This is a genomic window from Pseudomonas syringae group sp. 26L6, from assembly GCF_032587815.1.
Taxonomy (GTDB): Bacteria; Pseudomonadota; Gammaproteobacteria; order Pseudomonadales; family Pseudomonadaceae; genus Aquipseudomonas; species Aquipseudomonas amygdali.
Genome location: NZ_JAWHPJ010000003.1, coordinates 283,418 through 310,349, shown reverse-complemented (window position 1 = coordinate 310,349; position 26,932 = coordinate 283,418). Strand labels below are relative to the sequence as shown.

Genomic DNA, 26,932 nt, shown 5'->3' with positions numbered 1-26,932 from the left:
TCCAGAGCGGGGCCTTTTCGTCCGTACTGCTGTCACCGCTTTTGGCATCTGAATTTGCTACGCAATATAATCAATTGATTGGTACTTTGCACTTAAACGGCAATCACACCTTTAACAGAAGAATTGTGTAAAAACGGTTATTTTCGGCACAGCATATTCGAGCAAACGTTTGTTTTTGCCTGACTCTGTTGATAACAAAATTCTTTTCAGGATATAGAATCAAAACTTCATACGCCAATGGCGCGAAAGTTACTAAAACCATATATAAAAGAAGTACAAGGTGACTGAGGTTTATTAATGAGCCCGAGCCACCTTATACTTAACCGGCCACACATACCTTATAGTAAAATGTCATTGAGCACACTGTTCAAACGCCCGCTTTACTATCTTCGCGACATCACCGCCCGAAATATAAACTCCTATTTCGTCATAGTTATCGCCATTCGCAGATGCTGACAGCCAATTAAGACTTGTAATTACGACATCATCATTGTCCCAGGCTAGGATTTTTGCATGAATCGTTGGGCGTACGATTTTATCTACATTAACCCCGACACTTTTGAGTTCGGCGGAAAGCAGCTTTAATTCACTATCGCGCATGCCTCCACTGGATCGTCCGTAAAAAATATTTGCTTGAACCTGCGAGTTATATTTAATGGATGTTGTCAAAGGGGCAATCACCGGCCTTTCTGCAACATGACTAAATCGATGACTGCACACAAATATGTCGGAACACGCCTCATCTCTAGCCTTGCGAACCAAATCATAATGATGATTCTTTAGTATTATTTGCATTTTTATTCGGTGTGCGGTGTTTGTCCCAACGGGAATGTTAATCGCTCCGGACCTCAGCCGATTGGCTAAAACAGCCAACTCCTTACTAAAATCATTAGAAACTCTAACGGCCCCTTGAGCAAGACTACTCGCGACAACTAACATCTCAGAAACTATCAACTTATTGCTTACCTGAACTGACGCCTCAAACCGATTAAATCCGCTACTTAACCAGTTACAAGAACCTAAAGTAACAGAAAACTCGCCCGAGTCATCATCGCAGATTACAAACTTAGAATGGGATCTGGTAGGGTCTAAATGAATATTAATCAGTGTATCTAAACCATCAGACTTCGCTGCATCTATTAAGCTACTCAAACTATCCCGAGTACGTTGATACGAAACTAAGTTTGTGCCGTCGTCCGGCTCGACTTGCCCCCAAAGGATGTCTACGCGAACTGATCGCCTGGCTGCCGAAATAAGTATTGGGAGAATATCAGAGAGATTGTCGGGATTAATAAAAGTAGAGTGAATCACTAACCTCGTCTTGGCGACTCGCATCAAGTTAAAGAAGTGCTCCCTATGCTCACTTGCCCCAAGGATTAGCTTAAACTCCTCCATTAAAACTTCATGAGGAGCGCAAAAAGCCTCAACCGATGAACCTGCATATGTTAGGAGCGAGTTTTTTTGTCCTAGTCGCTCCTGCCCTAAAAGATTTATTGCCTCATATTTTTTGTGTGCTGCTTTGATTATTTGATCAACTAGCTCACGGGAGGTTTCCCCAGGAAGATTGCTTACTCTGTCAGAGTCATCCACTGCGACCAACGCATACTTAATGCTCTCCTTATTAAACTTTCCGAAGCCTGAGTCATCGAACCCAATAACCTGTTCATCCTTCTCTGAAACGCAGTCAAAAATGTCAGAATAGTTAATACCTTTACGTACCTTTTCAAAATCCATAGAAACAACAACATCACCCTTGGATTTGATGATTTCTTGGACTCGTTTATCACTGTAAATTTGAAAGTTTTGCTGTCTATGCCCAGTTCTATAACACTGCCCAGTACAGGGATCAATAATATACTGTCTTGTAGAAATGATTGGCTCCTTTTCAAGAGGAAGCTCTTCGAGTGTAGCAACCGCTTTTCCACGCAAAGTGGCTTGAAATAAATAGTAACTATCGCCCTTAATCAACTCTAACCAACCAACTCTCATAAGTGGAATTAGAATTTCGATAATTAGCCGTTTGGGCATTTTCGACAGCATGGATAGCTGTTGCGCTGACTGAGGAGCCGAGACAATTTCCTGCAATAACAAATGATCAATTGCCCCCCATCTCTGCCCCTTCAAAATCTTAAACTTTTGTTGACCAAAGTAAAATGGAACTTTCACATAAATAATAGGGCGCAGATTCATTTATTTGGCCCTCCATTTCGACTAATATCTGCGTCTAACCCAACTGCGTCCCTTGAGCGATTGCTATCTTTAGCACCCTTAGCTTTTCTTTTCTGCGTTCCAGAGGTTCCGTTCTCATCTACTAACTTACTGCTAGAAATAAAGGAGATTTCACCTTCTCCTTTATATTTTTCGATCTTTTCAATCAATTTAAACAAGAAAGCCCCCTCCCCTCTTTCACGGGAAATGCCTTTGTCGCGAATTTCAAAAGCCCATGACTTTAAAAAGTCATATGAACCTACAACAATAAGTTTATGACGAGCCCTACTTAGGAGCACATTCATTCGGCGCTCATCAGCTAAAAACCCTAAAGCACTTCTCATAGTTGCGTTTCCATTATTCCTAACCAGAGAAACTATTACAAGGTCGGCTTCACTCCCCTGAAAGCCATCAACGGTACTGCAAAAATCAGAATGATCATCAGCGGAATCAAAACCACTCAGATGAGAATACTCATTCCTAAGCGTTTCTTTATTATAAATGAGCCTTGAAATCCTACCTACCTGCTCAGAGTATGGAGAAAGCACTGCGATTTTAGCTTTTTTTGAAAGCCCGCTTATCGGATGCAACCGCTTCAAAAGTTCAGCTACAACTTTTCGCTCCTGCGAATTATGCCAACGAGGAGTCTCATCTCCCTTGCTCATATATTTAGTTAACTGAACATCTGGCATATCAATCCAAGTTAACACTTTCGATTCTTTTAGCTCTTGAATCCCATCAAATATAAACGGTGGAATTGTCTCTAAACCCCGATAATAGAGCTCTTTTTCTTTATCCGTCTTCAAATCGCCATTATAAAATACATCTGAGATAATTTCCGCTATATCTGGATGCATACGATGCTGCACGCTTAGCATACTTCCAATTGATGTACGCCCATATTTAGAACCGAATATATTCTCATGATTTTTAGCCTCAGCAACTTCATTTTCGACTAAGGTTTGAAATAGCATAAAGTTTTGAGCGGCGATACGCCCAACTTCTCGAACTGCTTCATCCGAACTTGGGAATTCAGTCAAGAACGTCTTAACTGTCTCACCCTTTATTTTCGTATTGAATATACTTTCACCCTCCTGAAAAACCTTCCTAAGCTTCTCAGGACTTGTAAGAACTGTTTTTATCTCATTAGATCGATAGGGCGGAAGCTGCTTATGATCACCGATCATTAACCGTCTATGAGACAGCAGTAGCGGACTCACCAGCTCCAACCCGGTGACTTTCCCTGTCTCCTCCATAATTGACCAGTCGAACTGAGCTCGGTCCTTGATCATCCGCTCAACTTGCTCAGAGTTAGTAGTGGAGAATACGATATTTGCGGACCGCAGAAGCTGATTTATCAATGAATGCCGCTTATATACAGTTCCATTTAACATGGAACGAACCTCACTTTTAACTTCATCGGATGTTGAGCTTGCATACAAGTCACTATCTAGAAAACACCTTAAATAGCTTTTCGCTTTTTCATCTGCATCAGAGAGTGAAGTCTCATCATTCTTGTCTTGCTTGCTGCACCGGATTACTAATAGGTCTTGGGGAAAGCTATCGCCTAATCCAGAGCCATAGACTTCGTGAAAAAGATGCTGAACTGTTGAGTGACTTTGGGCGGTTAAGAGAACTCGACTATCAGGTTCCTCCTCAAAGAGATGCTTTATTAATGTCGATACTAGATACGTCTTACCTACTCCTGGAGGGCCCTGGACCAAGTATAGTGACAGTGTTGTTAGTATTCGCTGAAAAGCATCTTGCTTAGACTCGTCTAGGCTATCGAAGTATTTTTCGATACCCTTTGGTGTACTTGTAGTAATCGCGTGTTTTTGAGGATTCATTAAAACGTCCACTAGCTCTGAGTGCGTCTCCAGAGTATCTAGGGCCTTCGCTCGTCGACTTAACTGCCGAAAAGTCCCCTGCAAAGAGTTTGGAGCAATGAAATAAGACTGCTGAAACGGTAAAACTTGCCTGGATGTGAATACAAATATTAACTGCCCTTCGTCTGATTTATAAAACTCTTGGAATGTAAGCAATACCTCTTCTTCTTCCTTTCCTAGGCTAGAGTTGCTTACAAGGCTCCAAACTAACGCTTCAAAATCTCCTTCGCTTTTTGAAAGTATTTTCTCAAGCCTCAATGCAGGTGATTCTAATCCTAATGATGCAGCTAGACTTTCCGCATCTTCAGATTTTGTGCTAAATAGTTCAACCCTCCAATTATTGTCACCATCCTCTCTAGTATCTAATATATCCACAGGGAAAATTTCAGCCCGCGCGTATGCTATCTCTGTTAGGTGACAGGCCACAAAACCGTCAATTAATTTTTGCTGTTCAGGACTTCTAGAAGAATCGTCGACTTCAAATTTGTGAAAAAGATTACTCCAAATATTTTTAGAAATATTCTCGGGATTGCGTCGCGAAAGGTCATAAGCCTCAGCTATTGAAAGCACTCTTATTTTGTCCGACGACAACGAAATGCTATTGACGTTTCTTGAAAGCGCATAAGGCAACTCTACGTGAGCTCTTTCGCAGACGGCTATTTCCCAACTTTCCTCATCGCTTGATCGATTAGGTTTAAAGCAACCAAGCTGATAGAACAACTCTTGACCTTTTAGGAAGTACACAACATCTGAATTGCTTGTTGAAATGGACTTCACGAGCGTCGATGCATTTTTTATGTCTTGCTCAACAAACCTCTTCAACTCCTCAATATTTGTATGATCCAGAGTAACCCCGTACTTGATTTTATAAATATCTTGGATTCTAGATGTCACACTGGAACTTGATCTAGTAGCATCTGGATTGCTTGAAATCTTGATGGCCAGGTCATAAGCTGAAGATGTAGTTGATACATTTTTCTTAAGCGCTTCTATTATTTCAGATAGGGCCTTCTTTACAGTTCCACCATCCAAATTTTCTTGAGACACATTCGCTCTAAACGGAACAACTCCAAGTAGCTTCCGAATAAAACTTATTTCGATCAACATCAAGTCTGAGTCGATCGCCATTTGCTTGAATGGTGTTGATAGATCTTCTAAGACATTTACGGCAATATTCAATATTTTTGCTATTAGCCTTCCAAGGTCGGCCCAGTCTGTAGCGAAAGAATATACCGTTCTATCATTAGAAGCGTTTGGCCAATCAGCAATTGCGCTGGTTAATGTGGGAACTCTCATTGACCATTCGAAGCCAGTAAGCTGGAAATCCTTGTATTCATTATGCGGAGTTATAGAAGTTAATATTGAACTATCGTCTAGCTGACGATGCAGCAATCCTTGGCCGTGCAGTATCTCAATTGCATCAGCAATTCGAATAATGTTCTCCCAAAATATTATTCGAGACGCTGGACTTTTCAGCCTCTTAATCCAATGAGATCTAAGTCCCAAGGCTCTCTGCTTCATAAGACAAGTTAGAGGCAATCGCTCCTGCGCGTCCAGTACCAAATAGAATCCATTCTGATCTCTCCCGGAGTCTACGAGGGTAGCAATTAAGTCTTCAACGCCAGGATAACCTTTTAGGCGATGTAACTGACGGAGTTCATGTAGCCAAATTGCTTCGACCTCATCATCATTGACTTCAGGAGTGCGAGGCCATTGCTTGATTATATAAATTTCACCATCTTTCTCTGCACTCAGAATATTGGGTTTCCCAGAAAGGTCTGGTGCAGCCACCAAATACTCATCATCTACTTCATATCGTTGAAGAAAATCATCTGTCTTCGATTGCATAGTCAGTTCCGTTGATAATTAACATCCGAGCTTTCTACACCATATCAGAATAATGTTCGGATTGCAGGCCATGTGCCATCGGTTAATTTTACTAGACGTTAGCATGTGCAACGCGTGCCGTTACCAATCGCAGCCAATGTGCAGGAGGACACCACCACTGAATCCATGCTTTGCACTCCGCCTTACCATCGCAAGCCAGTTGGCAAATTCCCCATCATTGGATGGCTGGTTGTCCAGAGTGGATTTGTAGCCTGATAAAGGACGGGGAGATTTTGAGCAGCATAGGCGAACACCAAGCGCCGCGCTCGACTGTAGCGCTGACACAGAGCAACCTTGATTTAGCAGACCATAAAGTGGAAACCACGCATCTGTGACCTACAGAGATCTAACTGACTTCTCTTGCCTTGTTTGCGCGCCCCACTGGATAGTCGCCGCGATCCCTGATTGTTCTCTTTCGACGATTCCAGCGGCGTTCAAGCGTGGCAAATTTGTGGCAAAAACGCTATCAGGACCAGAACGGGCTAATAGAAGAGAAAAAAGATGGTGCTAAGACGGGATATCAACCTACGTGCTGAGCACTAGGAGGGCGGAATTGAAGGGGGTCTCTTTGGCTGGGTGTCAGCGCTAGCACCCACATGCACCCATGGAGATTTCGATCTCTTAGCGAGAATCGCTAAGGAGCCTATATTATATGGTGTCCCAGGCGGGGTTCGAACCTGCAACCTTCCCCTTAGGAGGGGGATGCTCTATCCAATTGAGCTACTGAGACACTGCGTGCCAGCACACCGATCGGTGCCAGCGAGGACGGCGTGCATCTTAGCGACATGTGCCGCTTTTGTCATGTCGTCATTGCCCTTCAGGGCTGTAGCCGATGTCGCCCCGAAACGCGGCTGAATAAACCGATCATGCAATTTGCAATCCCCCAAAAAGCCATCATTGCAAAACGCACTGCACCCGACTTTTTTTCAATTCATATCTCATTGATTTAAAAGGAATTTTTATCATTTTCTGATTGGCATGCAGACTGCATTATCAGTATCAGTGAACACATCTCCTCCCAAACGGTCGGGCACAGGTACTGGAAAATGAACAAGACTCTCTCAGTGTTGAATGCGGCAGCTCTGGTGGCTCTGGTGGCATTTCATTTTCATGACTCCGGTGCCAGTGACAAGCAGGTCACCGCACCTGCTCCTGTTCATCACCAGATCAGCCATGCGCCTCAGTTGGCTATCATGACTGACCGCATTGCTAGCGCAGCGGTATTGGCCAATGACGATGATGATTCACTTCAGATGCCACGCGCCGAGCAGCGCTGGATTTTCTGAGAACGTTTGAACCAGCCATTTTTTATAGAGAGAGTAGCCATGTCAAAATCCGCGTTGTCATTTCTGGTCCTGGCGATTATGGCTGTGATCGTTGACCTGTTGCTTCCTGTCCAAGCGCACACCCTGAGCATCGCTGCCAACATCGCTGCAGGCGTGTTCGCCAGTCTTTTCGTAGTAGCGCTTTTTCTCGGCCGTCGTATCAAATTTGACCCTGTGCTTCGCTAATCTAAAAGGCATAGCACCAAAAGCTCACAACCCTCTCGCTCAACCAGCTTATCGCGCCGAGCACCGCGCTCATATCCTCCAAATCCTCCTCTCGCCCCGCCCTCGCAACCCTTGGTCGGGTAGCTTCGTTTGCGCTGAATTCCGACCTACTCTCAGAGTCAAATGGCCATGATGGCAAAAAGAAGCTCGGTGACGTGCCCGGTTATTCAGGGGCAAATGCGAAGACTTTGCAAATTTGCTCGCATTTCTGATAATTGGTGCTGGCCAAACGCCGCCACCTGAGTCAATATTTGTCACAGAATTGACGCCAAGGATTCGACGTATTACGGCATGATGTCGGCCCCTTGGAACCCCGGTTGAACATTTGGCCAAAATGACTGTCTCACGATGACAATCTTGCGGCCACTTGCTAGAACCGCTTCCCCTGAACTAACCGGTTAAATATATGAGCCCTATGAAACAGGCTACTTATTCCAGCCGCACGGCTGACAAGTTCGTCGTTCGCCTACCAGACGGCATGCGTAATCGCGTGCAAGAGGTAGCCAAGAATCATCACCGCAGCATGAACTCGGAAATCATTGCTCGCCTCGAACAAAGCCTGATTCAGGAAGGTGCACTTGGTGATGAACCAAGCCTGCGTCTTGACAGTCCTGAGCTGTCCTTGCACGAACGCGAGCTGCTGCAACGTTTTCGTCAGCTTTCACATCGTCAACAGAATGCACTTGTTTCGCTGATTGCTCATGACACGGAACTCGCTTCCGAAGAGCCCTGAGACTTGGTGTAACAGACAAAGGCCAGCGAAAGCTGGCCTTTTTCGTTGTAGCCTTTTTCGTTAGTAGTCGTAGGCCTAGTGGCAGTACATGGCAAGCCGAAGACTTCGTCAGGGCATAAAAAAACCGCCTGATCATGGCGGTTTTTTTATTTTAAGAGCCTATCTTGAAACAGAAAGCTTAGAGCAGAAAGATCGTCGCCAACCCTAGGAAGATGAAGAAACCGCCGCTGTCGGTCATCGCCGTAATCATGACGCTTGCCCCCATGGCAGGGTCTCGCCCCAAGCGCGCCAGCGCCATAGGGATGGAAACGCCCATCAGCGCCGCTAGCAGCAGATTGAGCGTCATGGCTGCGGTCATGACCACGCCTAGCGACCAACTGCCGTACAGCATGTAGGCAACCACGCCGATCACCCCGCCCCAGAGCAAACCGTTGATCAAGCCGACAGCCAGTTCCTTGCGCAGCAAGCGGGCGGTATTACCGGTATTGACCTGATCCAGCGCCATCGCGCGCACGATCATGGTGATGGTCTGATTACCGGAGTTGCCACCAATCCCGGCCACGATAGGCATCAGTGCAGCGAGCGCCACCAGCTTCTCGATGGAGCCTTCGAACAGGCCGATCACGCGCGAAGCCAGGAAGGCCGTCACCAGATTGACTGCCAGCCAGGCCCAACGGTTGCGCAGCGAACGCCATACCGAAGCGAAAATATCTTCTTCTTCGCGTAGACCCGCCATGTTGAGAACTTCGCTTTCGCTCTCCTCACGAATCAGGTCGACCATTTCATCGATGGTCAGACGGCCGATCAGCTTGCCGTTCTTGTCCACCACCGGCGTAGAGATAAGGTCGTAACGCTCGAAGGCCTGTGCCGCATCGTAGGCATCGTCTTCCGGGTGAAAGCTGACTGGATCGTTGGCCATGACTTCGCCAACCTGCTTCTCCGGATCATTGACCAGCAGGCGCTTGATCGGCAGCACGCCCTTGAGCACGCCTTCGGAGTCGACCACAAATAGTTTGTCGGTGTGGCCCGGCAGCTCTTTCAACCTGCGCAGGTAGCGCAGCACCACTTCAAGGCTGACATCCTCACGGATCGTCACCATCTCGAAGTCCATCAGCGCACCGACCTGGTCCTCGTCATAGGACAAAGCCGAACGGACACGCTCACGCTGTTGTGAATCCAGTGCCTCCATAAGCTCGTGAACGACATCACGGGGCAACTCGGGAGCAAGGTCGGCCAGTTCGTCGGCGTCCATGTCCCGTGCCGCCGCGAGCAACTCGTGATCATCCATGTCGGCGATCAGGGTTTCACGAACGGAATCGGATACTTCAAGAAGAATGTCGCCGTCACGCTCAGCCTTGACCAGCTGCCATACGGTCAGACGATCTTCCAGAGGCAGGGCTTCGAGGATATAAGCGACGTCGGCAGAGTGAAGGTCTTCGAGCTTGCGTTGCAACTCGACGAGGTTCTGCCGGTGAACCAGGTTTTCTACACGGTCCTGATGCTGACCTTCCTGACGATGGGTCAGGTCTTCAACAATACGCTGGCGCTGCAGCAGATCGACAACCTGAGCCAGGCGATCCTGCAAGCTTTCCTGCGTTTTTTTTACTTCTCTTTCGGTCATAGGCGAACTCCACTCCCAGCAGCGGAGCACGCCGGGAGATCAATCAGTTAATTCATGATTGTTGAAAAACATTATTGAGTAACGACTGGGTAAGTCCATGGAGGTGTTCCACAAGCCCCGGCGGAGCTGACGGGCGCAATGATACACCGCTTTTAGAGAAGCGCATGCGAGAAATTCGGCCTATAACAACCGTTTGCAGCACAAACCTGTAAAACTCTGTGAGCTGGCCCGGCCTCGACGTCACATTCAGCCAAGAAAACCTGCTCGCCGCCTCCAGAGGCTGCGGCTAGGCTTGCACGACACCCTGTCATGGAGGACTTGAGCATGCGCACAGCCGTTCATATATCCCTGTGGAGCGCTCTACTCTGCTCTCCTGCACCCGCGACCGCCAGCACTGTTCATCGCTGCGAAGACGCTTCCGGAAAAATCATGTTCACCACTCTCGGCTGTCCCGAAGGCCACAGCACCAGCATGCAAAGGGCCTTCAATGCGCCACCGGGAACCAACATCGATCTACTCCCGCCCGCAAACCTTTCAGCGCCAACACGCAGGAAGCCCGCGAGCCAGGAACTGGTAGTGGTCGGCACGCGCGATGATGGTTGCGGCAACCGCCTGAGCGCCGAACAGCGCCGGACAGCTATCATCAACCAGCGCACACCTCCCGGCATGACTATGCGTGATGTCGAGAGCCTGCTGGGGCGTCCGGACAAAATCACCAACCGTAATGGCGAATTGCATTACGTGTACAACCAGAAAAAGGACCGCAGCAATAATGTGACATTCGACAGGAACGGATGCGTTAAAGGAAAACGCTAGAAAGCAAAAAGCCCACATCTTTCGATGTGGGCTTTTCGTTGTATGGTGCACTCGACAGGATTCGAACCTGTGACCGCTCGGTTCGTAGCCGAGTACTCTATCCAGCTGAGCTACGAGTGCATTGGTGTTTTTAGACCAGATCACCTCTGGTTGAAGCCAGTTATCGGAAACCTTGTAATTGCTTACAACACTTCAAACAACTTTAAATGGTGCACTCGACAGGATTCGAACCTGTGACCGCTCGGTTCGTAGCCGAGTACTCTATCCAGCTGAGCTACGAGTGCATGTGTTGGTGCCGCGCATTATAGGTCGTAAAATTGTTTAGTCAAGCACTTTTTCTAGTAAATTCAACAACTTACCGATCAAGCCCAATCTTACGCACTACATAAATAATGGCGGAGAACGGGGGATTCGAACCCCCGACACCCTTTTGAGGTGTACTCCCTTAGCAGGGGAGCGCCTTCGGCCACTCGGCCAGCTCTCCGCAACACGGGGCGTATAATAACCACCCTTTTCCCCGTTTGCAAACCAAAAATTCAATAAAAATTAATGGCTTGGTTCTTCGTCCTTCTCTTTCTTGATGCGAAGGTAAATCTCTTCACGGTGGACAGCGACTTCCTTGGGCGCATTGACACCAATACGCACCTGATTACCCTTCACTCCGAGCACGGTCACGGTAATCTCACCGTCACCAATGATCAGGCTTTCCGCGCACCGACGAGTCAGAATCAGCATACTTTTCTCCTTACGCCTTTATTCAGGGACAACAGTCTGCAAACCAGTAGGCATCGACCTGTAGCACAAGGCCACAACCCTTACCTGTGTATCGACTAACGCAAAGAAAACCACAGCCTTTCTGCGCAGCACCCGAAAGACGCGGTCGGACCGCGCCCTTCGACGACAGGATCACTCACCCTGCCGCGGAGCATCCAGCTCAAAAGCCGTGTGCAACGCGCGCACAGCCAACTCCAGATACTTCTCTTCGATGACCACGGAAACCTTGATTTCCGACGTGGAGATCATCTGTATATTGATACTTTCCTTGGCCAATGCTTCAAACATACGGCTGGCAACGCCTGCGTGCGAGCGCATGCCGACACCGACAATGGACACCTTGGCGATCTTGGTATCGCCAGACACTTCACGAGCGCTGATCTCACGTGCGGTGGACTCAAGCACCTGCAAGGCAGCCTGATAGTCGTTGCGATGGATCGTGAAGGTGAAATCGGTGGTGTTATCGTGCGAAACATTCTGCACGATCATGTCGACTTCGATATTGGCCGCGCTGATCGGGCCGAGAATCTTGAACGCTACGCCGGGGGTGTCTGGCACACCACGGATGGTCAGCTTGGCTTCATCGCGGTTGAAGGCGATGCCGGAAATGATCGGCTGTTCCATGGATTCCTCTTCATCGATTGTAATGAGGGTGCCCGGCCCCTCTTTGAAGCTGTGCAAAACGCGCAGCGGGACGTTGTATTTGCCGGCGAACTCGACCGCACGGATCTGTAGCACCTTGGACCCGAGGCTGGCCATTTCCAGCATCTCTTCGAAGGTGATCTTGTCGAGGCGCTGAGCCTGCGACACGACACGCGGGTCGGTGGTGTACACACCATCGACGTCAGTGTAGATCTGGCACTCGTCAGCTTTCAGCGCTGCGGCCAGCGCAACACCGGTAGTGTCCGAGCCACCACGGCCGAGGGTGGTGATGTTGCCGTGCTCATCGACGCCCTGGAAGCCGGCGACCACCACCACACGACCGGCTTTCAGGTCGGAGCGGATCTTCTGGTCGTCGATCTGCAGGATGCGCGCCTTGTTGTGCGCGCTGTCGGTAAGGATACGGACCTGATTGCCGGTGTAGGACACCGCAGGCACGCCACGCTTCATCAGCGCCATCGCCAGCAGCGCGATGGTGACCTGCTCGCCAGTGGAAACGATCACGTCCAGTTCACGGGGAACCGGCTGATCACTGATCTGCCTGGCCAGCTCGATCAAACGGTTGGTTTCGCCGCTCATGGCCGACAGCACGACCACAAGGTCGTCTCCAGCCTCACGGAATTTCTTGACCTTGTCGGCCACCTGCTCGATGCGCTCTACAGAGCCCACCGAGGTGCCGCCAAATTTCTGTACGATTAAAGCCATCTCAAAGCCGCCTCAGAACCCATTAAGAGCACCCATTAACCCATTCAAATCCTTGCAAGGCCTGTCGGCAATCGACAGGCCTGCAGACTCGACTCAGATACCCTGCTCTACAAAAGGAACGGCCAGTGCCAGCGCTGAATCCAGCGCACCTGCATCGACACCACCGCCTTGAGCCATATCAGGACGCCCACCGCCTTTACCACCGACAGCGGCTGCCGCCTGCTTCATCAAATCACCGGCTTTGAGTTGGCCAGTCAGGTCCTTGGTCACGCCTGCGACCAAGACAACCTTGTCCTCATGAACACTGCCGAGCAGGATCACTGCGCGGCCGAGCTTGTTCTTCAACTGGTCGACAAGCGCCAGCAGCGCCTTGCCGTCCTGGCCATCCAGGCGCGTAGCCAGAACCTTGACCCCTTTGACATCCAGCGCGGCAGACGACAGGTCGTCGCCGGCGGCACTGGCTGCCTTGGCTTGCAGTTGTTCCAGTTGTTTTTCCAGCAGACGGTTGCGCTCAAGCACAGCCGTCAGCTTGTCCAGCAGGTTGTCGCGATTGCCTTTGACCAGCGTCGCGGCTTCCTTGAGTTGATCTTCGGCCGCATTCAGCCAAGCCAGCGCAGCAGCACCGGTAACCGCCTCGATACGCCGCACACCTGCAGCCACACCGCCTTCACTGACGATCTTGAACAGCGCGATGTCACCGGTGCGGCTGGCGTGAATGCCACCACACAGCTCGACGGAAAACTCGCCGCCCATGCTCAGTACGCGAACACTGTCGCCGTACTTTTCGCCGAACAGCGCCATGGCGCCCTTCTTCTTCGCGGTGTCGATATCGGTTTCTTCGGTCATTACCTCGGTGTTCTTGCGAATCTCGGCGTTGACTATATCTTCCAGCGCACGCAGTTGCTCGGGCTTGATCGCCTCGAAATGGCTGAAGTCAAAGCGCAGGCGCTGACTGTCGACCAGCGAGCCTTTCTGCTGAACATGCTCACCCAGCACCTGACGCAATGCGGCGTGCAGCAAGTGAGTGGCCGAATGGTTCAATTTGGTTGCATCGCGAACTTCATCGGCCACCTGTGTTTCAACCTGGGCGCCGACGCTCAGGCTGCCGGAGGCCACAACACCGTGGTGCAGGAACGCACCGCCAGTCTTGGTGGTGTCACTGACATCAAAACGCACATCACCGGCATGCAGGAAACCACTGTCGCCGATCTGACCGCCTGATTCGGCATAGAACGGGGTGGTGTCGAGAATCACCACGCCCTCTTCGCCTTCATTCAGGTGAGTGACCGACTGACCTTCTTTATACAGCGCCACAACGCTGGCGCTGCCAGTCGTTGCAGAGTAACCGGTGAACTGCGTGGCAACGTCGACCTTGACCAGGCTGTTGTAGTCCATGCCAAACGAGCTGGCCGAACGGGCGCGCACGCGCTGGGCGTCCATTTCACGCTCGAAGCCGGCTTCGTCCAGGGTCAGATTGCGCTCGCGGGCGATGTCACCCGTCAGGTCCATCGGGAAACCGTAGGTGTCGTACAGCTTGAACACGACTTCACCCGGCACCACGGTGCCTTTGAGGTCAGCCAGATCCTGCTCAAGAATTTTCAGACCCTGCTCAAGGGTCTTGGCGAACTGTTCTTCTTCACCTTTCAGCACGCGCTCGATATGCGACTGCTGTTGCACCAGCTCAGGGAACGCAGACCCCATCTCGGCAACCAGCGCGGCAACGATCTGGTAGAAGAAGCTGCCCTTGGCACCCAGCTTGTTGCCGTGACGGCAGGCGCGACGAATGATGCGGCGCAGCACATAGCCACGACCTTCGTTGGAAGGCAGCACGCCGTCTGCGATCAGGAAACCGCAAGAACGGATGTGGTCCGCCACGACCTTCAGCGAAGCCTGGTTGTCATTGCTGCAACCAATGGCCTTGGCCGACGCAGCCAGCAGGCTCTGGAACAGGTCGATTTCGTAGTTGGAATGTACGTGTTGCAGAACGGCACTGACACGTTCAAGCCCCATACCGGTATCGACCGAGGGCGCCGGCAGCGGGTGCAACACGCCATCAGCCGTACGGTTGAACTGCATGAATACGTTGTTCCAGATTTCGATGTAACGGTCGCCGTCTTCTTCCGGCGAGCCTGGCGGGCCGCCCCAGATTTCCGGGCCGTGATCGAAGAAAATCTCGCTGCAAGGACCGCATGGCCCGGTATCGCCCATCGTCCAGAAGTTATCGGAGGCGTAAGGCGCGCCTTTGTTGTCGCCGATACGAACCATGCGCTCGGCAGGCACGCCGATCTCTTTGGTCCAGATGTCGTAGGCTTCGTCGTCGGTCGCGTAGACCGTGACCCAAAGCTTTTCCTTGGGCAGGTTCAGCCATTTCTCGGAGGTCAGGAAGGTCCAGGCGTAGGTAATGGCATCACGCTTGAAATAGTCACCGAAGCTGAAGTTGCCCAGCATTTCGAAAAAAGTGTGGTGACGAGCGGTATAGCCGACGTTTTCCAGGTCGTTGTGCTTGCCACCGGCACGCACGCATTTCTGACTGGTAACGGCGCGGGTGTAGGCGCGTTTTTCCTGGCCCAGGAAGCAATCCTTGAACTGGTTCATGCCTGCGTTAGTGAACAGCAGGGTTGGGTCATTGCCCGGAATCAAGGAGCTTGAAGCAACACGGGTGTGGCCTTGCTCTTCGAAGAAGCCAAGGAAGGCTTCACGGATTTCTGCGCTTTTCATAGGTTCTTCCACGGAGACTGCGGCCAGAGGCAAGTGCAAAACGTCAAATGACGTAGCGACGGCAAAGGGCCGCATTATATAGGCGTTGCGCCCTCGGTACAGTGTGTTTGTGCGATAGAAACAAGTAACTGGATTATCGTGATCTCATGAGTGTTCAAAGGCTGCAAATGCAGCGATGACCTGTTCAACCTGCGCACGCGACACATTCAGATGAGTCACCATGCGCAGCCGCGCTGCGGCTGTGAGCACGATGCCACGCTCGGCGCAGAACGCCTTGAGTGCTGCAGCGCGCTCACCAATCTGCACGTAGACCATGTTGGTCTGCACCGGCTCGACAGCGTAGCCGAGCCCGCTCAGGCCTTCGGCCAGAAACGCAGCATTGGCATGGTCATCCGCCAGCCGCTCGACCTGATGATCCAGCGCGTAGAGCCCTGCGGCAGCCAGCCCTCCAGCCTGACGCATGCCGCCACCGAGCATCTTGCGCAGGCGACGCGCTCTGGCGATCAACGGCTGCGATCCGCACAGCACCGAGCCGATCGGTGCGCCCAGGCCCTTGGAAAGGCACACCGATACCGAATCGAAGTGCCGGGTAATCTCGCGGACATCGACGCCCAGCCTGACCGATGCGTTGTACAGCCGTGCGCCGTCCAGATGAAGGGCGAGGCCTTTTTCCAGCGTCAGTGTGCGTGCGGCGGCCAGGTATTCCAACGGTAGCACCTTGCCCTGCATGGTGTTTTCCAGGGCCAGCAGGCGTGTGCGGGCGAAGTGAAAGTCATCGGGTTTGATGGCGTCGAGCACCTGCTGCAGGTCAAGGGAGCCATCGGCCTGCACCTCCAGTGGCTGCGGCTGGATGGAACCCAGCACGGCTGCACCGCCGCCTTCGTATTTATACGTGTGTGCCTGCTGGCCAACGATGTATTCATCGCCACGCTCACAGTGCGCCATCAGTGCCAGCAGATTGCTCATGGTACCTGACGGGACAAACAGCGCGGCATCAAACCCGAGGCGCTCGGCGAGCGTCGCTTCGAGCAGGTTGACGGTGGGGTCCTCACCATAGACGTCATCGCCGACGGGCGCACGCGCCATGGCATCCCGCATACCGGACGTAGGCAGAGTCACTGTGTCGCTGCGCAGATCGATGACAGTCACGAAAAAAACTCCCTGAAGTTGAAGATCGATAATGCATGCAACCTTTGGCTTGCAACAAGGCATTACTGAGGCCACAGCACATGATAATCAAGCGCCGTCACTCTCGATACTCTGTGCCCTTATAAGAAAAAGGTAGGTGCACCGTACGAAAGTGTCCATGCATGATCCGGCGAACTGTGATAAAAATCCTGCGCCGGCCACGTAAAGTGCCGGCAACGTTCTCAGGGCGGGGTGCAATTCCCCACCGGCGGTAATGGCGCGCAATGCGTCTAGCCCGCGAGCGCTTGGGGGTCGCAGCTTTGGCTGGCGATCGGCAAGGTCAGCAGACCCGGTGTGATTCCGGGGCCGACGGTCATAGTCCGGATGAAGAGAGAGCGGGATTGGTGTCAGCAAGAACGTCTGCAAAACCTCATCATGAACGACATCGTTCAGGAGGCTTTCCTACGCGACTTGAATCCCTTTCGATCCAAACGCCCTGTTTTTTCCATAAACAGGAGTCAGAACACGTGCAACCTACTGCAATCGACAGCAAAAGCAAAAGCCACCCGAACGAACGCGTTGCTTTCATCCAGGCCTGCTGGCACAAGGATATCGTCGATCAAAGCCGTAAAGGTTTTATCGCCGAGATGGCCAATCATGGCTATGCGGAAAGTGACATCGACATCTTTGAAGTGGGCGGTGCCTTCGAAATTCCGCTGCATGCAAAACTGCTGGCCAATACCGGCCGCTACGCTGGCATCGTCGGCGCTGCACTGGTAGTGGACGGCGGCATCTATCGCCATGAATTCGTTGCGCAGTCAGTGGTCAGCGCGCTGATGCAGGTCCAGCTGGAAACCGAAGTACCGGTGTTTTCCGTGGTCCTGACACCGCACCACTTCCATGCGGGCGAAGAACATCAGAAGTTCTTCTTCGATCACTTCTCCCACAAAGGCGAAGAAGCGGCCAAGACCTGCGCTGACACCTTGAACAAGGTACGCAGCCTGCGTCGCCTGGACGCTCAGCAAAAAGCGGCCTGCTGAAACGCGTAGCAGCGGCACGAGAGGCGTTCGTCAGGACGACTCTCGTTGCGCAGGTTCTATGTCGCAAAGAGGACGCAGAGCGTCCAGAACGGCATGCCGACGCGGAGCGTCGCACGATAGTCGAGATTATCGCTCCTCACGCTGCAGCGTCGCACGATAGTTGAGATTATCGTTCCTCACGCTCCAGCGTGGGAATGCAGTTCTGGACGCTCTGCGTCCGATCTTGAGGGTGCCCAGCGATCAGCCAAGGCTACCCGCATCAGTCGGCACAATCAGAATCCCCGCCCGCAGGCCGTTTTTGACCTTCGGGTTGGGGAAGATGATTCTCGCGCCATCCTCCTCTACCACCCAGCGTGAACCACCCGCGTCTTCGGCCAGCACGTAGCCCTTTTCCAGCGGTGAGAAGTTTTCTACAGCATCGGCGAGGTTGAACGTGAATGCATCGGTGCGCTTGATGACTTCGCGTGCCACGCTGAACAGTTGCAACCCCTCAAGATTTTCATCCAGCTCGGGCTCGCGGCCTTCGATGATCTGCTCCAGACGCAGACGCAGCGGCGCAAGATTGACCTGCTGGTTCTGGCCGAACGGCCGGGCCTTGCCCAGTTCCAGAGTGAAGGCCTCGGCACCCAGCTGATCGTAGGTATAGGCGCTGAACACAATGGACGGCTTGTTCTGCAGCAACACCGCACTCATCCCCGCAGCACGCAGCCGGGCCAGTTCGAGACGCGAGTGCTGACGACCTTCTTTCCACGGGTACAGCGCGAACTGCTCGATCTTCGAACCGCGAATGGCAGTGTGCAGGTCGTAATGCAGGCGGTAGCGATCCGGCAGGCTGAAAAAGCTGGCGGCCAAGTGCTCCAGCTCGCAGGCACGCAGGGCTTCTGCACCGCCACTTTGCTCGTGACGACCGTTGAACAGCCGATTGACGTCCTGCTCGACAAACCGGGTACCGCGCCGCATGGCGTCGGGATTGCCAAACAGAAACAGAATACGTGCGCGCGGTTTAAGGTCGCCGCGCGCGATGCTGCGGATCAGCTCATCCAGCAGCTCGATGGGTGCAGTCTCGTTGCCATGAATACCGGCAGAGAGCAGCAGGTCCGTGCCATTGTCACGGACCTCCGGCGGGCGGACCTCCAGAGCCCCCTCGCCCATCCATCGCATTCGCACGCCTTCGACGGTCAGTTGAGTCTTTTCCGCTGGCTCACGTCCAGCCAGGGTCAGTTCAAGCAATTTGCCGAGGGCGAGCATAGGGCAACTTCCTTAGTGGTTGCAGTCAGGACCGTGAACGTGACCGTCTTCGTCGGCACCGGCGTCGGCCGGTTCCATTTCCAGTTGCAGGCTGACCAGGTTGGTTGCCAACGGGCGCAGCAGCAGGTTGGCGTACTCGGCATCGTCTTCTTCGACATCAACACCGATCAGCAATTGGCCACGGCCATCCTGCTGAATCCACAGCTCCTTGCCCTGCCAGATAATGGCAACGCGGGTGCAAGAGGTTTCCAGCTGGGTGCCATCGGTGTCTTCAAGGATCAGTTGCAGGGCGTCGCTCATAGTCGGAATGCTCTAGATAAAGAAATCATGCGCTAGACATTTGCCCGGCGCGCAGGGTGTTTCAATTCAGTTGAAACGGATAGACGGCACCCAGTTTAAGGATTTGCGTCAGTTCATCCAATGCCGTACGGCATTCGCTCAGCAATCGGGGGTCGGCCAGATCGTTTTCACTCATGCGATCACGGTAGTGCCTATCGACCCATTGCGTCAGCGTGTCGTACAGCGGCGCGGTCATGATCACGCCCGGGTTCACCGCAGCCAGCTCGGTTTCCTTGAGCGCCACACGCAGTCGCAGGCAGGCAGGGCCGCCGCCGTTCTGCATGCTTTGCTTGAGGTCGAACACTTTGACCTGGGCAACCGGGCCGTCATCGGCAATCAATCGCTGCAGATAAGCCCAGACGCTCGCATTGGCCTGACACTCCTGCGGCACGATCAGCAGCATCGAGCCGTCCGGACGTGACAACAACTGGCTATTGAACAGGTAAGAGCGCACTGCATCCTGCACCGAGACTTCGGCACGCGGCACACAAATCGCCCGCAACTGCCCACCGACACGGCCGAGTTTGGCGCGCAGCTCATTGAGCATCAGCTCGGTGTTGAGGAATGCATCCTCGTGATAGAACAGCACCTCACCGTTGCCGACCGCGATCACATCGTTATGAAATACACCCTGATCGATGACAGCCGGGTTTTGCTGAGCATAAACCACACCGCCCTCGCTCAAGCCATGCAAACGCGCAACAGCTCGTGACGCTTCCAGGGTCTGGCGGGCCGGATACTTCTGCGGTGCCGGGTAGCGGGTATCGAACGCACTGCGGCCAAAAACGAAAAACTCCACGCCGGCCTGGCCGTAGTCCTGACAGAAACGGGTGTGGTTGGCTGCGCCTTCGTCGCCGAACTGCGCGACTGGTGGCAACGCAGGATGATGGGCAAAGTGCTTTGCATCGGCAAACATCGCCCCCAGCACGCGGCTGGTGGTCGGGTGTTCGATGCTGCGATGGTATTTGCAGTTGAGGTTGGCTGCCGTGAAATGCACGCGCCCATCTGCGGTGTCGGCACTGGGGCTGACCGTCGCCGCGTTGGCCACCCACATGCTCGATGCCGAGCAACTGGCAACCAGCAATGGCATATCCTGACGGGCGGCTTTTTCAATCACCTGTTCATCGCTGCCGGTGAAACCCAACTGCCGCAAACCGGCCACATCAGGGCGTTCCTGCGGTGCCAGCACGCCCTGGGTAAAGCCCAGGTCCATCAGCGCTTTCATTTTCGCCAGGCCTTGCAGCGCTGCCTCACGCGGGTTCGCGCATTGCTGGCTGTTACTCTGGGAGGCGACATTACCGTAGGACAACCCGCCGTAGTTGTGGGTTGGCCCGACCAGACCGTCAAAATTCACTTCACAGGACTTCATCGGCAAGGCTCCGTGGATCTGTTTTTATAAGCAATCGTGCGCACCCTGTCAGCTCAGCCTGATGCCGGGGGTCAGTGTCGACGGCAGGGTCAGGCTGCCCGCCTCCAGCGAAGCCACCGGATAGGCGCAATAGTCGGCTGCGTAATAAGCGCTGGCGCGGTGGTTGCCCGAGGCACCTACCCCGCCGAACGGTGCGCTGCTGGCGGCGCCGGTCAGCTGTTTGTTCCAGTTGACGATCCCGGCGCGGCTGTGCAGCCAGAACTGCTGATAGCGTGCTTCGGAGTCCGAGAGCAAGCCTGCCGCCAGGCCATAGCGAGTGGCGTTGGCTTCGGCGATGGCGGCGTCGAAACCGGCGTAGCGGATAACCTGCAACAGCGGGCCGAACAGCTCTTCGTCAGGCCGCTCGGTGACCGCGCTGACATCGATAATGCCCGGCGTCAGCAGCGCTGCTCCGGGCTGCGGCTGACGCATTTCCAGCAAGGTCACTGCGCCGTTGGCGAGCAGGTTGCGCTGCGCGTCGAGCAAGGCGTGTGCGGCCTCCAGTGAAATGACCGAGCCCATGAACGGAGACGGCTGCTGATCGAACGCCCCCACCTCGATAGTCGCGCTGACGGCCACCAGCCGCGCCAGCAAGGCATCGCCCCAGTCGCCCTCGGGCACCAACAGGCGACGCGCGCACGTGCAGCGCTGGCCTGCAGAAATGAACGCCGACTGAATAATGGTGTAAACCGCTGCGTCGATGTCCTGAACCTGATCAACGATCAGTGGATTGTTACCGCCCATTTCCAACGCGAGAATTTTGTCGGGGCGCCCGGCGAACTGTTGGTGCAGCGCGTCACCGGTGCGGCTTGAGCCGGTGAAGAACAGCCCGTCGATGCCTGGGTTGGCAGCCAGTGCGATACCGGTTTCGCGCCCGCCTTGCAGCAGGTTGAGAACACCGGCAGGCAACCCGGCTTCGATCCAGCACTTGACGGTCAGTTCGGCGACTTTCGGCGTCAGTTCGCTGGGCTTGAACACTACCGTATTGCCCGCCAGCAAGGCCGGAACGATGTGCCCGTTAGGCAGATGACCAGGAAAGTTGTACGGCCCGAACACCGCGACCACGCCATGTGGCTTATGACGCAATACTGCCGTGGCGTCGCCTAGCGGCCCGCTCTTTTCGCCGGTTCGTTCGCGATAGCTCTGCACCGAGATGGCAATCTTGTTGACCATGCTGGTTACTTCGGTCGCTGACTCCCACAAAGGCTTGCCGGTTTCTTCACCGATGCAATGCGCCAGTTCGTCGGCGCGGCTCTTGAGGCTGGCAGCAAAGGCCTCCAGCACAGCAATGCGCTGATCCAGAGAGCGCTGCGCCCAGCCGGGAAATGCCTGACGCGCAGCCTGCACAGCGTAATCGACTTGTTCTGCTGTAGCGCTTTGCCCGGACCACAAAGTTTGCTGGCTCACCGGGTTCAAAGAATGGAACAGCTCGCCCTGCCCGGCCTGCCATGCACCTGCAATGTAGAGGGTACTCATCAAACGCCCTCCCGCGCCGCAGACAAAGGCACGGCGCGCACGTTGTCGCCTGCACTCATGCGCAGCCGCTTGGCGGTTTGTGGCGCAACCACCAGCGTGCCAGCGGCGAAACGCGCAGCGCCTACCGTAATGCGGCAGTCTTCACGCTTGCGGTTGTAAATCAGAAACTGTGGCGCATCGTCACCTGGCGTGCCGATGGCCAGTACCAGCGCCTGGCTGTCCTTGATTGCGCGAATCTTGCCGGTCTCGCACTCGATGGCAGGTCCCGCATCGAAGATGTCGACGTAACCCTGATACGAGAACCCTTCGCCCTTGAGCATGGTCAGCGCAGGCTCGGTGTCGGCATGCACGCGGCCGATCACATTGCGTGCGTCTTCGGAAAGAAAGCAGCTATAAAGCGGAAATTTGGGCATCAGCTCGGCAATGAATGCCTTGTTGCCAACGCCGGTCAGGTAATCGGCCTGACTGAATTCCATCTTGAAGAAATGCCGACCCAGACTTTCCCAGAACGGCGACCGGCCATTCTCGTCGGACATGCCACGCATCTCGGCAATGATCTTGTTACCGAACAGCTTCGGAAATTCGGCGATGAACAACATGCGCGCCTTGGACAGCAGGCGGCCATTGAGGCCGTTGCGCGAATCGCTGTGCAGGAACAGCGAGCACAGCTCGGAATTACCGGTCAGGTCGTTGGCCAGGAACAGGGTCGGGATTTCCCGGTAGATGTTCAGTTCCTGCGAAGCACTGACCGTGAGGCCGACCCGGTAGTTGTACCAGGGCTCACGCAGGCCGACCGCCCCGGCGATGGCAGAAATGCCGACCACCCGACCATCGTCATCTTCAAGCACGAACAGATAGTCGGCATCGCCGCGCTCGGCTTCTCCGCGAAAGGTTTTTTCAGCCCAGCCTACCCGGTGCGCGAGACGCTGCTCATTGGCGGGCAGTGTCGTCAGACCGGCACCGGTGCTGCGCGCCAGCTCGATCAGCGCAGGCAGGTCACTGCTGCGTACAGGACGAACGATCATGTTATCTCCTCAGCGGCTCATCGAGAGCCTTGAAACTCGCTAATCGGCTATCGAACGTCTGGCTCAGACCGCGACGATCCGCACACTGGCACCTTCACCAACGCCCAGTGCTTCGGCGGCCTGCAGGCTCAGCACCACCGGTCTGCCAGGTGCCCAGTCCAGTTCCAGGAGCACCGCGCGGTAATCCTGCAACAGGCCGTTGGCAACCAGATAAAGACGCCCGCCTGTGCCGACATCGCTGCTTTGCGCGGTTTCGACCTTGACCGGCACCAGACGGCTCTGCGCGATGGAGCGGATTCCGGATACCTTGGCATGCAGGGTCGGGCCACCGTCGAAGATGTCGATGTAATGGTCGGTTTCAAAGCCTTCGCGCATCAGGATGTCGAAGGTGATCTGCGCACGCGGATGCACCTGGCCCATGGCCTCCTGCGCAGCGTCAGGCAGCAATGGCACGTAGATCGGGTAATGCGGCATCAGCTCGGCGAGGAAGGTCCGGCTTTTCAGCCCGCACAGGCGCTCGGCAGCGGCGTAGTTGAGATCGAAGAAGTTGCGCCCGATGGCATCCCAGAACGGCGAATCTCCCTGTTCGTCGCTGTAACCGACGATCTCGGTGACCACCGAATCGGCAAAGCGCTCGGGGTGACTGGCGACAAACAGCAGACGGCCGCGCGAATTGAGCTCCGACCATGCCGTGCCGACCAGCTCCGGGACCACGTAGAAACTGGTCAGCAGGCTGTTACCGGTCAGGTCGTGACACTGGGACAGAACATGGATCTTGTTATGGATCTTCAGTTCGCGGGAAGCATGCACGAAGGTTTCGTTGCGAAAACTGTAAAACGGCTCGGAGTAGCCCGCCGAGGCAACGATCCCCGAGCAGCCCACCAGCTTGCCGCTTTCGCTGTCTTCGAGCACGAAGAAGTAGGTTTCTTCGCCGTTGAAGCTGACCTCGGCGGCGAATGATGCCTCCGACGAGCCGATCTTGTCGGTCAGGCGGCCAGCATCGTCGGGCAAGGACGTGACACCGATAGGGCTGTCGGCAGCGAGGCGTTGAACCTCGGCCAGATCAGCCATTTGCGCAGGGCGCATCACCAGCATGGTGCCACTCCTTGTAGATCGACCGGCATTTACGACCGGCACTGGTAAAAGCACCACACGGCATCATGCCGCACAGCACAGGAAAATGTCCGGTGTTTGCCGATCAGGCAGACACCGGGATAAAGCGGATGAATCAGGACGTCAGCTTGGCGATGGCACGTTCGAAGCGGTTCAGGCCTTCTTCGATGTCTGCGTCTTCAATCACCAGGCTCGGCGCGAAACGGATTACGTCGGGACCGGCCTGCAGAATCATCAGATCCTGGGCTTCAGCGGCGTTGAAAATGTCCTTGGCCTTGCCTTTCCAGGCGTCGGACAGCACGCAGCCGATCAACAGGCCCAGGCCGCGCACTTCGGTGAACACGCCATATTGCTGGCCGATGCTCTCCAGGCGGGTCTTGAATTGCTGATGCTTGCGCTGCACGCCAGCCAGCACTTCAGGCGTATTGACGACATCAATCACCGCTTCACCGACCGCGCAGGCCAGCGGGTTGCCGCCATACGTGGTGCCGTGAACGCCGACCGCAAAGTGTTTGGCAAGTTTTTCAGTGGTCAGCATGGCCGCCAGGGGGAAGCCGCCACCGATGCTTTTAGCGCTGGAAAGGATGTCCGGGATCACGCCGTAATGCATGTAGGCGAACAGATGACCGCTACGGCCCATGCCGCTCTGCACTTCATCGAATACCAGCAACGCGTTGTGCTCGTCACACAGCTTGCGCGCGCCTTGCAGGTATTCCAGCTGGCCCGGCAACACGCCGCCTTCGCCTTGAATCGGCTCCAGCACCACAGCGCAGGTCTTGTCGGTAACAGCCGCTTTCAACGCTTCAAGGTCGTTATACGGCACGTGGCTGATGCCGGTGATTTTCGGCCCGAAACCATCGGAGTATTTCGGCTGGCCACCGACGCTGACGGTAAACAGGGTGCGTCCATGAAAACTATTTACGGCCGAAATTATTTCGTATTTTTCAGGACCGTGCAGGTCGTGCGCCACTCGGCGCGCCAGCTTGAAGGCCGCCTCGTTGGCTTCAGCGCCCGAGTTACAGAAGAACACGCGCTCGGCGAACGTCGCATCCACCAGCTTTTTGGCCAGACGCAGGGTCGGCTCGTTGGTGAAAACGTTGGACACATGCCAGAGGTTGTTGGCCTGCTCGGTCAAGGCACCGACCAGCGCCGGATGGCAGTGGCCCAATACGTTGACGGCGATCCCGCCCGAGAAATCCACCAGTTCGCGTCCCGCCTGATCCCAGACCCGGGAGCCCGCACCGCGCACGGGAATGAACCCGGCCGGGGCGTAATTGGGGACCATTACCTGGTCGAAATCGGCGCGTTGCACCGCAGCATGCTCAACGGACATCGGAGTCTCCTGATGAGGAACGCCTGCCTGAAACTGGCGAGCGATGGAAAGATTGTAAGGACTGAATTGTGTTCGGCCTTGCCGCCAGGCGACAACTTGTTACAGCGCAAAACCGGGTTTTTTCAAGGTTTTCGGCAATGCGACATATTGCGTCACAAAGGCGCAGTTTAAACGGATTGAGGCCGGCCTGTCTGGACCAGAGCTGTCGCGGCAGCACTTCTATCGCGACAAGACAATCAACCGCGCTCGGCAGGCACCGGCGAAAGTTCGAACGGGCTGCTGCTGCGTCGCTGGTTACGGTCTTCACGCGGCGTGGCGCCGAAGAAGTTGCGGTAGGCACTGGAGAAGTGCGGACCCGAGGAAAAACCGCACGAAAGACCGATCTGAATGATCGACTTGCTGGTCTGCATCAACATCTGACGCGCCTTGTTCAGGCGCAGCTCCAGGTAATACTGACTGGGTACACGGTTGAGGTACTGCTTGAAGATTCGCTCCAGCTGACGGCGCGACACACACACGTGCTGGGCGATTTCGTCAGTGGTCAACGGCTCTTCGATGTTGGCTTCCATCAACAGTACAGCCTGGGTCAGCTTTGGATGGCTGGAGCCCAGACGGTTCTGCAACGGAATGCGCTGACGCTCGCCGCCTTCGCGAATGCGCTCGACCACCAGTTCCTCGGAAACCGCCCCTGCCAGTTCCGCGCCATGATCGCGAGACAGCACCGCCAGCAGCAGGTCGAGCACCGACATGCCACCGCAGGCAGTCAGGCGATCCCGGTCCCAATCGAACAAATGGCTGGTGGCGATGACCTTGGGGAAGCGCTCGGCGAAGTCGTCCTGCCAGCGCCAGTGCACGGCAGCGCGATAGCCATCCAGCAGGCCCAGTTGCGCGAGCGGGTAAACGCCCGCCGACAGCCCGCCAATCGAACAGCCGGCACGCACCAGTTGCTTGAGCGCGCTGCCCAGCGCCGGAGCCACGGCTGCCGGAGGCTCATCAGCGAGCAGAAACAGCTTCTGAAAACCGTCCAGTCGCCCGGTCCAGGGCTCGCCCGGCAATTGCCAGGCTCCGGCAACCGCTGTCGGCTCCCCTGCCTCGGCCTGTAGAAACGACAATTCGTAGACCACTTCAGGATGAACGCGCTGAGCGACACGCAAGGCTTCCTCGGCAAGTGCCAGAGTCAGGGCTTTGGTGCCAGGCCAGACGAGAAAACCTATTCGATGGGCAGTCATTGGGACATCCGATACGTATTGCCGCAAAAGCCGAG

At 54.4% G+C, this 26,932-nt stretch carries 20 protein-coding genes, 4 tRNA genes and 1 riboswitch; of the genes, 5 read left to right on the top strand and 19 right to left on the bottom strand.

Annotated elements, in window-relative coordinates; translation table 11 throughout:
* Nucleotides 1-351: 351 nt before the first annotated feature.
* From RYA97_RS02270 to RYA97_RS02260, 3 genes are all read right to left on the bottom strand, one after another.
* Nucleotides 352-2,190 (bottom strand): phospholipase D-like domain-containing protein, encoded by a 1,839-nt coding sequence (locus RYA97_RS02270; protein ID WP_117139663.1) that lies wholly within the window; start codon nucleotides 2,188-2,190, stop codon nucleotides 352-354.
* Nucleotides 2,187-5,942, bottom strand: coding sequence for a DEAD/DEAH box helicase family protein (locus RYA97_RS02265; protein WP_117139664.1), 3,756 nt, complete (start codon nucleotides 5,940-5,942; stop codon nucleotides 2,187-2,189). Before RYA97_RS02265 ends, RYA97_RS02270 begins: the two co-directional genes overlap by 4 nt.
* A 692-nt stretch (nucleotides 5,943-6,634) precedes the next feature.
* Nucleotides 6,635-6,711: transfer RNA gene (locus RYA97_RS02260), tRNA-Arg, on the bottom strand.
* A gap of 316 nt (nucleotides 6,712-7,027) precedes the next feature.
* Here RYA97_RS02260 and RYA97_RS02255 point away from each other — a divergent pair.
* The 3 genes from RYA97_RS02255 (at nucleotide 7,028) to RYA97_RS02245 (ending at nucleotide 8,264) form a co-directional block, all read left to right on the top strand.
* Nucleotides 7,028-7,267: a hypothetical protein gene (locus RYA97_RS02255; protein WP_005781885.1), complete on the top strand. Its 240-nt coding sequence runs from the start codon at nucleotides 7,028-7,030 to the stop codon at nucleotides 7,265-7,267.
* A 39-nt stretch (nucleotides 7,268-7,306) separates the two neighbouring features.
* A complete protein-coding gene (locus tag RYA97_RS02250; RefSeq protein ID WP_002554422.1) occupies nucleotides 7,307-7,492 on the top strand; it encodes a PA3371 family protein in 186 nt (61 codons plus the stop codon).
* A gap of 445 nt (nucleotides 7,493-7,937) precedes the next feature.
* Nucleotides 7,938-8,264, top strand: coding sequence for an Arc family DNA-binding protein (locus RYA97_RS02245; protein WP_117139666.1), 327 nt, complete (start codon nucleotides 7,938-7,940; stop codon nucleotides 8,262-8,264).
* A 178-nt stretch (nucleotides 8,265-8,442) separates the two neighbouring features.
* Here RYA97_RS02245 and mgtE read toward each other — a convergent pair whose 3' ends face one another.
* Nucleotides 8,443-9,885, bottom strand: coding sequence for a magnesium transporter (gene mgtE / locus RYA97_RS02240; protein ID WP_002554424.1), 1,443 nt, complete (start codon nucleotides 9,883-9,885; stop codon nucleotides 8,443-8,445).
* Nucleotides 9,886-10,209: 324 nt separating this feature from the next.
* Here mgtE and bamE point away from each other — a divergent pair, with 324 nt between their 5' ends.
* The gene (bamE, locus tag RYA97_RS02235; RefSeq protein WP_117139667.1) at nucleotides 10,210-10,701 is read left to right on the top strand and encodes an outer membrane protein assembly factor BamE; all 492 of its coding nucleotides are present in this window, start codon (nucleotides 10,210-10,212) and stop codon (nucleotides 10,699-10,701) included.
* Nucleotides 10,702-10,744: 43 nt separating this feature from the next.
* Here the strand turns inward: bamE and RYA97_RS02230 are convergent.
* The 7 genes from RYA97_RS02230 to ltaE form a co-directional block, all read right to left on the bottom strand.
* Nucleotides 10,745-10,821: transfer RNA gene (locus tag RYA97_RS02230), tRNA-Arg, on the bottom strand.
* Between the two features lie 87 nt (nucleotides 10,822-10,908).
* A tRNA-Arg gene (locus RYA97_RS02225) sits at nucleotides 10,909-10,985 on the bottom strand.
* A gap of 109 nt (nucleotides 10,986-11,094) precedes the next feature.
* A tRNA-Ser gene (locus RYA97_RS02220) sits at nucleotides 11,095-11,185 on the bottom strand.
* Between the two features lie 62 nt (nucleotides 11,186-11,247).
* Nucleotides 11,248-11,436 carry a carbon storage regulator CsrA gene (csrA, locus tag RYA97_RS02215; RefSeq protein WP_002554426.1) on the bottom strand — a complete coding sequence of 63 codons (189 nt, stop codon included), beginning with the start codon at nucleotides 11,434-11,436 and terminating at the stop codon, nucleotides 11,248-11,250.
* 171 nt (nucleotides 11,437-11,607) lie between these two features.
* Nucleotides 11,608-12,840 carry an aspartate kinase gene (locus RYA97_RS02210; RefSeq protein WP_002554427.1) on the bottom strand — a complete coding sequence of 411 codons (1,233 nt, stop codon included), beginning with the start codon at nucleotides 12,838-12,840 and terminating at the stop codon, nucleotides 11,608-11,610.
* Between the two features lie 93 nt (nucleotides 12,841-12,933).
* On the bottom strand, nucleotides 12,934-15,558 hold the full coding sequence (gene alaS / locus RYA97_RS02205) for an alanine--tRNA ligase (RefSeq protein WP_005731385.1): 2,625 nt from the start codon (nucleotides 15,556-15,558) through the stop codon (nucleotides 12,934-12,936).
* A 144-nt stretch (nucleotides 15,559-15,702) separates the two neighbouring features.
* Nucleotides 15,703-16,707 carry a low-specificity L-threonine aldolase gene (ltaE, locus tag RYA97_RS02200; RefSeq protein WP_117139668.1) on the bottom strand — a complete coding sequence of 335 codons (1,005 nt, stop codon included), beginning with the start codon at nucleotides 16,705-16,707 and terminating at the stop codon, nucleotides 15,703-15,705.
* 213 nt (nucleotides 16,708-16,920) lie between these two features.
* A riboswitch (FMN riboswitch) is annotated at nucleotides 16,921-17,087 on the top strand.
* 126 nt (nucleotides 17,088-17,213) lie between these two features.
* Between ltaE and RYA97_RS02195 the strand changes: the two genes are divergently transcribed.
* A complete protein-coding gene (locus RYA97_RS02195; protein WP_005746300.1) occupies nucleotides 17,214-17,726 on the top strand; it encodes a 6,7-dimethyl-8-ribityllumazine synthase in 513 nt (170 codons plus the stop codon).
* A 240-nt stretch (nucleotides 17,727-17,966) separates the two neighbouring features.
* On the opposite strand, the gene astE is transcribed toward RYA97_RS02195, so the two are convergent.
* The 8 genes from astE to argR form a co-directional block, all read right to left on the bottom strand.
* Nucleotides 17,967-18,974: a succinylglutamate desuccinylase gene (astE, locus tag RYA97_RS02190; protein WP_002554431.1), complete on the bottom strand. Its 1,008-nt coding sequence runs from the start codon at nucleotides 18,972-18,974 to the stop codon at nucleotides 17,967-17,969.
* A gap of 12 nt (nucleotides 18,975-18,986) precedes the next feature.
* Nucleotides 18,987-19,274: a hypothetical protein gene (locus tag RYA97_RS02185; RefSeq protein WP_005731381.1), complete on the bottom strand. Its 288-nt coding sequence runs from the start codon at nucleotides 19,272-19,274 to the stop codon at nucleotides 18,987-18,989.
* Nucleotides 19,275-19,335: 61 nt separating this feature from the next.
* Nucleotides 19,336-20,682, bottom strand: a complete 1,347-nt coding sequence (gene astB / locus RYA97_RS02180) for an N-succinylarginine dihydrolase (protein ID WP_057405030.1) — start codon at nucleotides 20,680-20,682, stop codon at nucleotides 19,336-19,338.
* Between the two features lie 48 nt (nucleotides 20,683-20,730).
* Nucleotides 20,731-22,200, bottom strand: a complete 1,470-nt coding sequence (gene astD / locus RYA97_RS02175; protein ID WP_162882974.1) for a succinylglutamate-semialdehyde dehydrogenase — start codon at nucleotides 22,198-22,200, stop codon at nucleotides 20,731-20,733.
* Nucleotides 22,197-23,222: an arginine N-succinyltransferase gene (gene astA / locus RYA97_RS02170; protein ID WP_004659722.1), complete on the bottom strand. Its 1,026-nt coding sequence runs from the start codon at nucleotides 23,220-23,222 to the stop codon at nucleotides 22,197-22,199. The genes astD and astA overlap by 4 nt, the downstream gene beginning before the upstream one ends.
* 63 nt (nucleotides 23,223-23,285) lie before the next feature.
* Entirely contained in the window at nucleotides 23,286-24,317 is a 1,032-nt protein-coding gene (gene aruF / locus RYA97_RS02165; RefSeq protein ID WP_002554436.1) for an arginine/ornithine succinyltransferase subunit alpha, read from the bottom strand.
* 133 nt (nucleotides 24,318-24,450) lie between these two features.
* Nucleotides 24,451-25,668 (bottom strand): aspartate aminotransferase family protein, encoded by a 1,218-nt coding sequence (locus RYA97_RS02160; RefSeq protein ID WP_016981618.1) that lies wholly within the window; start codon nucleotides 25,666-25,668, stop codon nucleotides 24,451-24,453.
* 236 nt (nucleotides 25,669-25,904) lie between these two features.
* Nucleotides 25,905-26,897 carry a transcriptional regulator ArgR gene (gene argR, locus RYA97_RS02155; protein WP_004665895.1) on the bottom strand — a complete coding sequence of 331 codons (993 nt, stop codon included), beginning with the start codon at nucleotides 26,895-26,897 and terminating at the stop codon, nucleotides 25,905-25,907.
* Nucleotides 26,898-26,932: the final 35 nt, after the last annotated feature.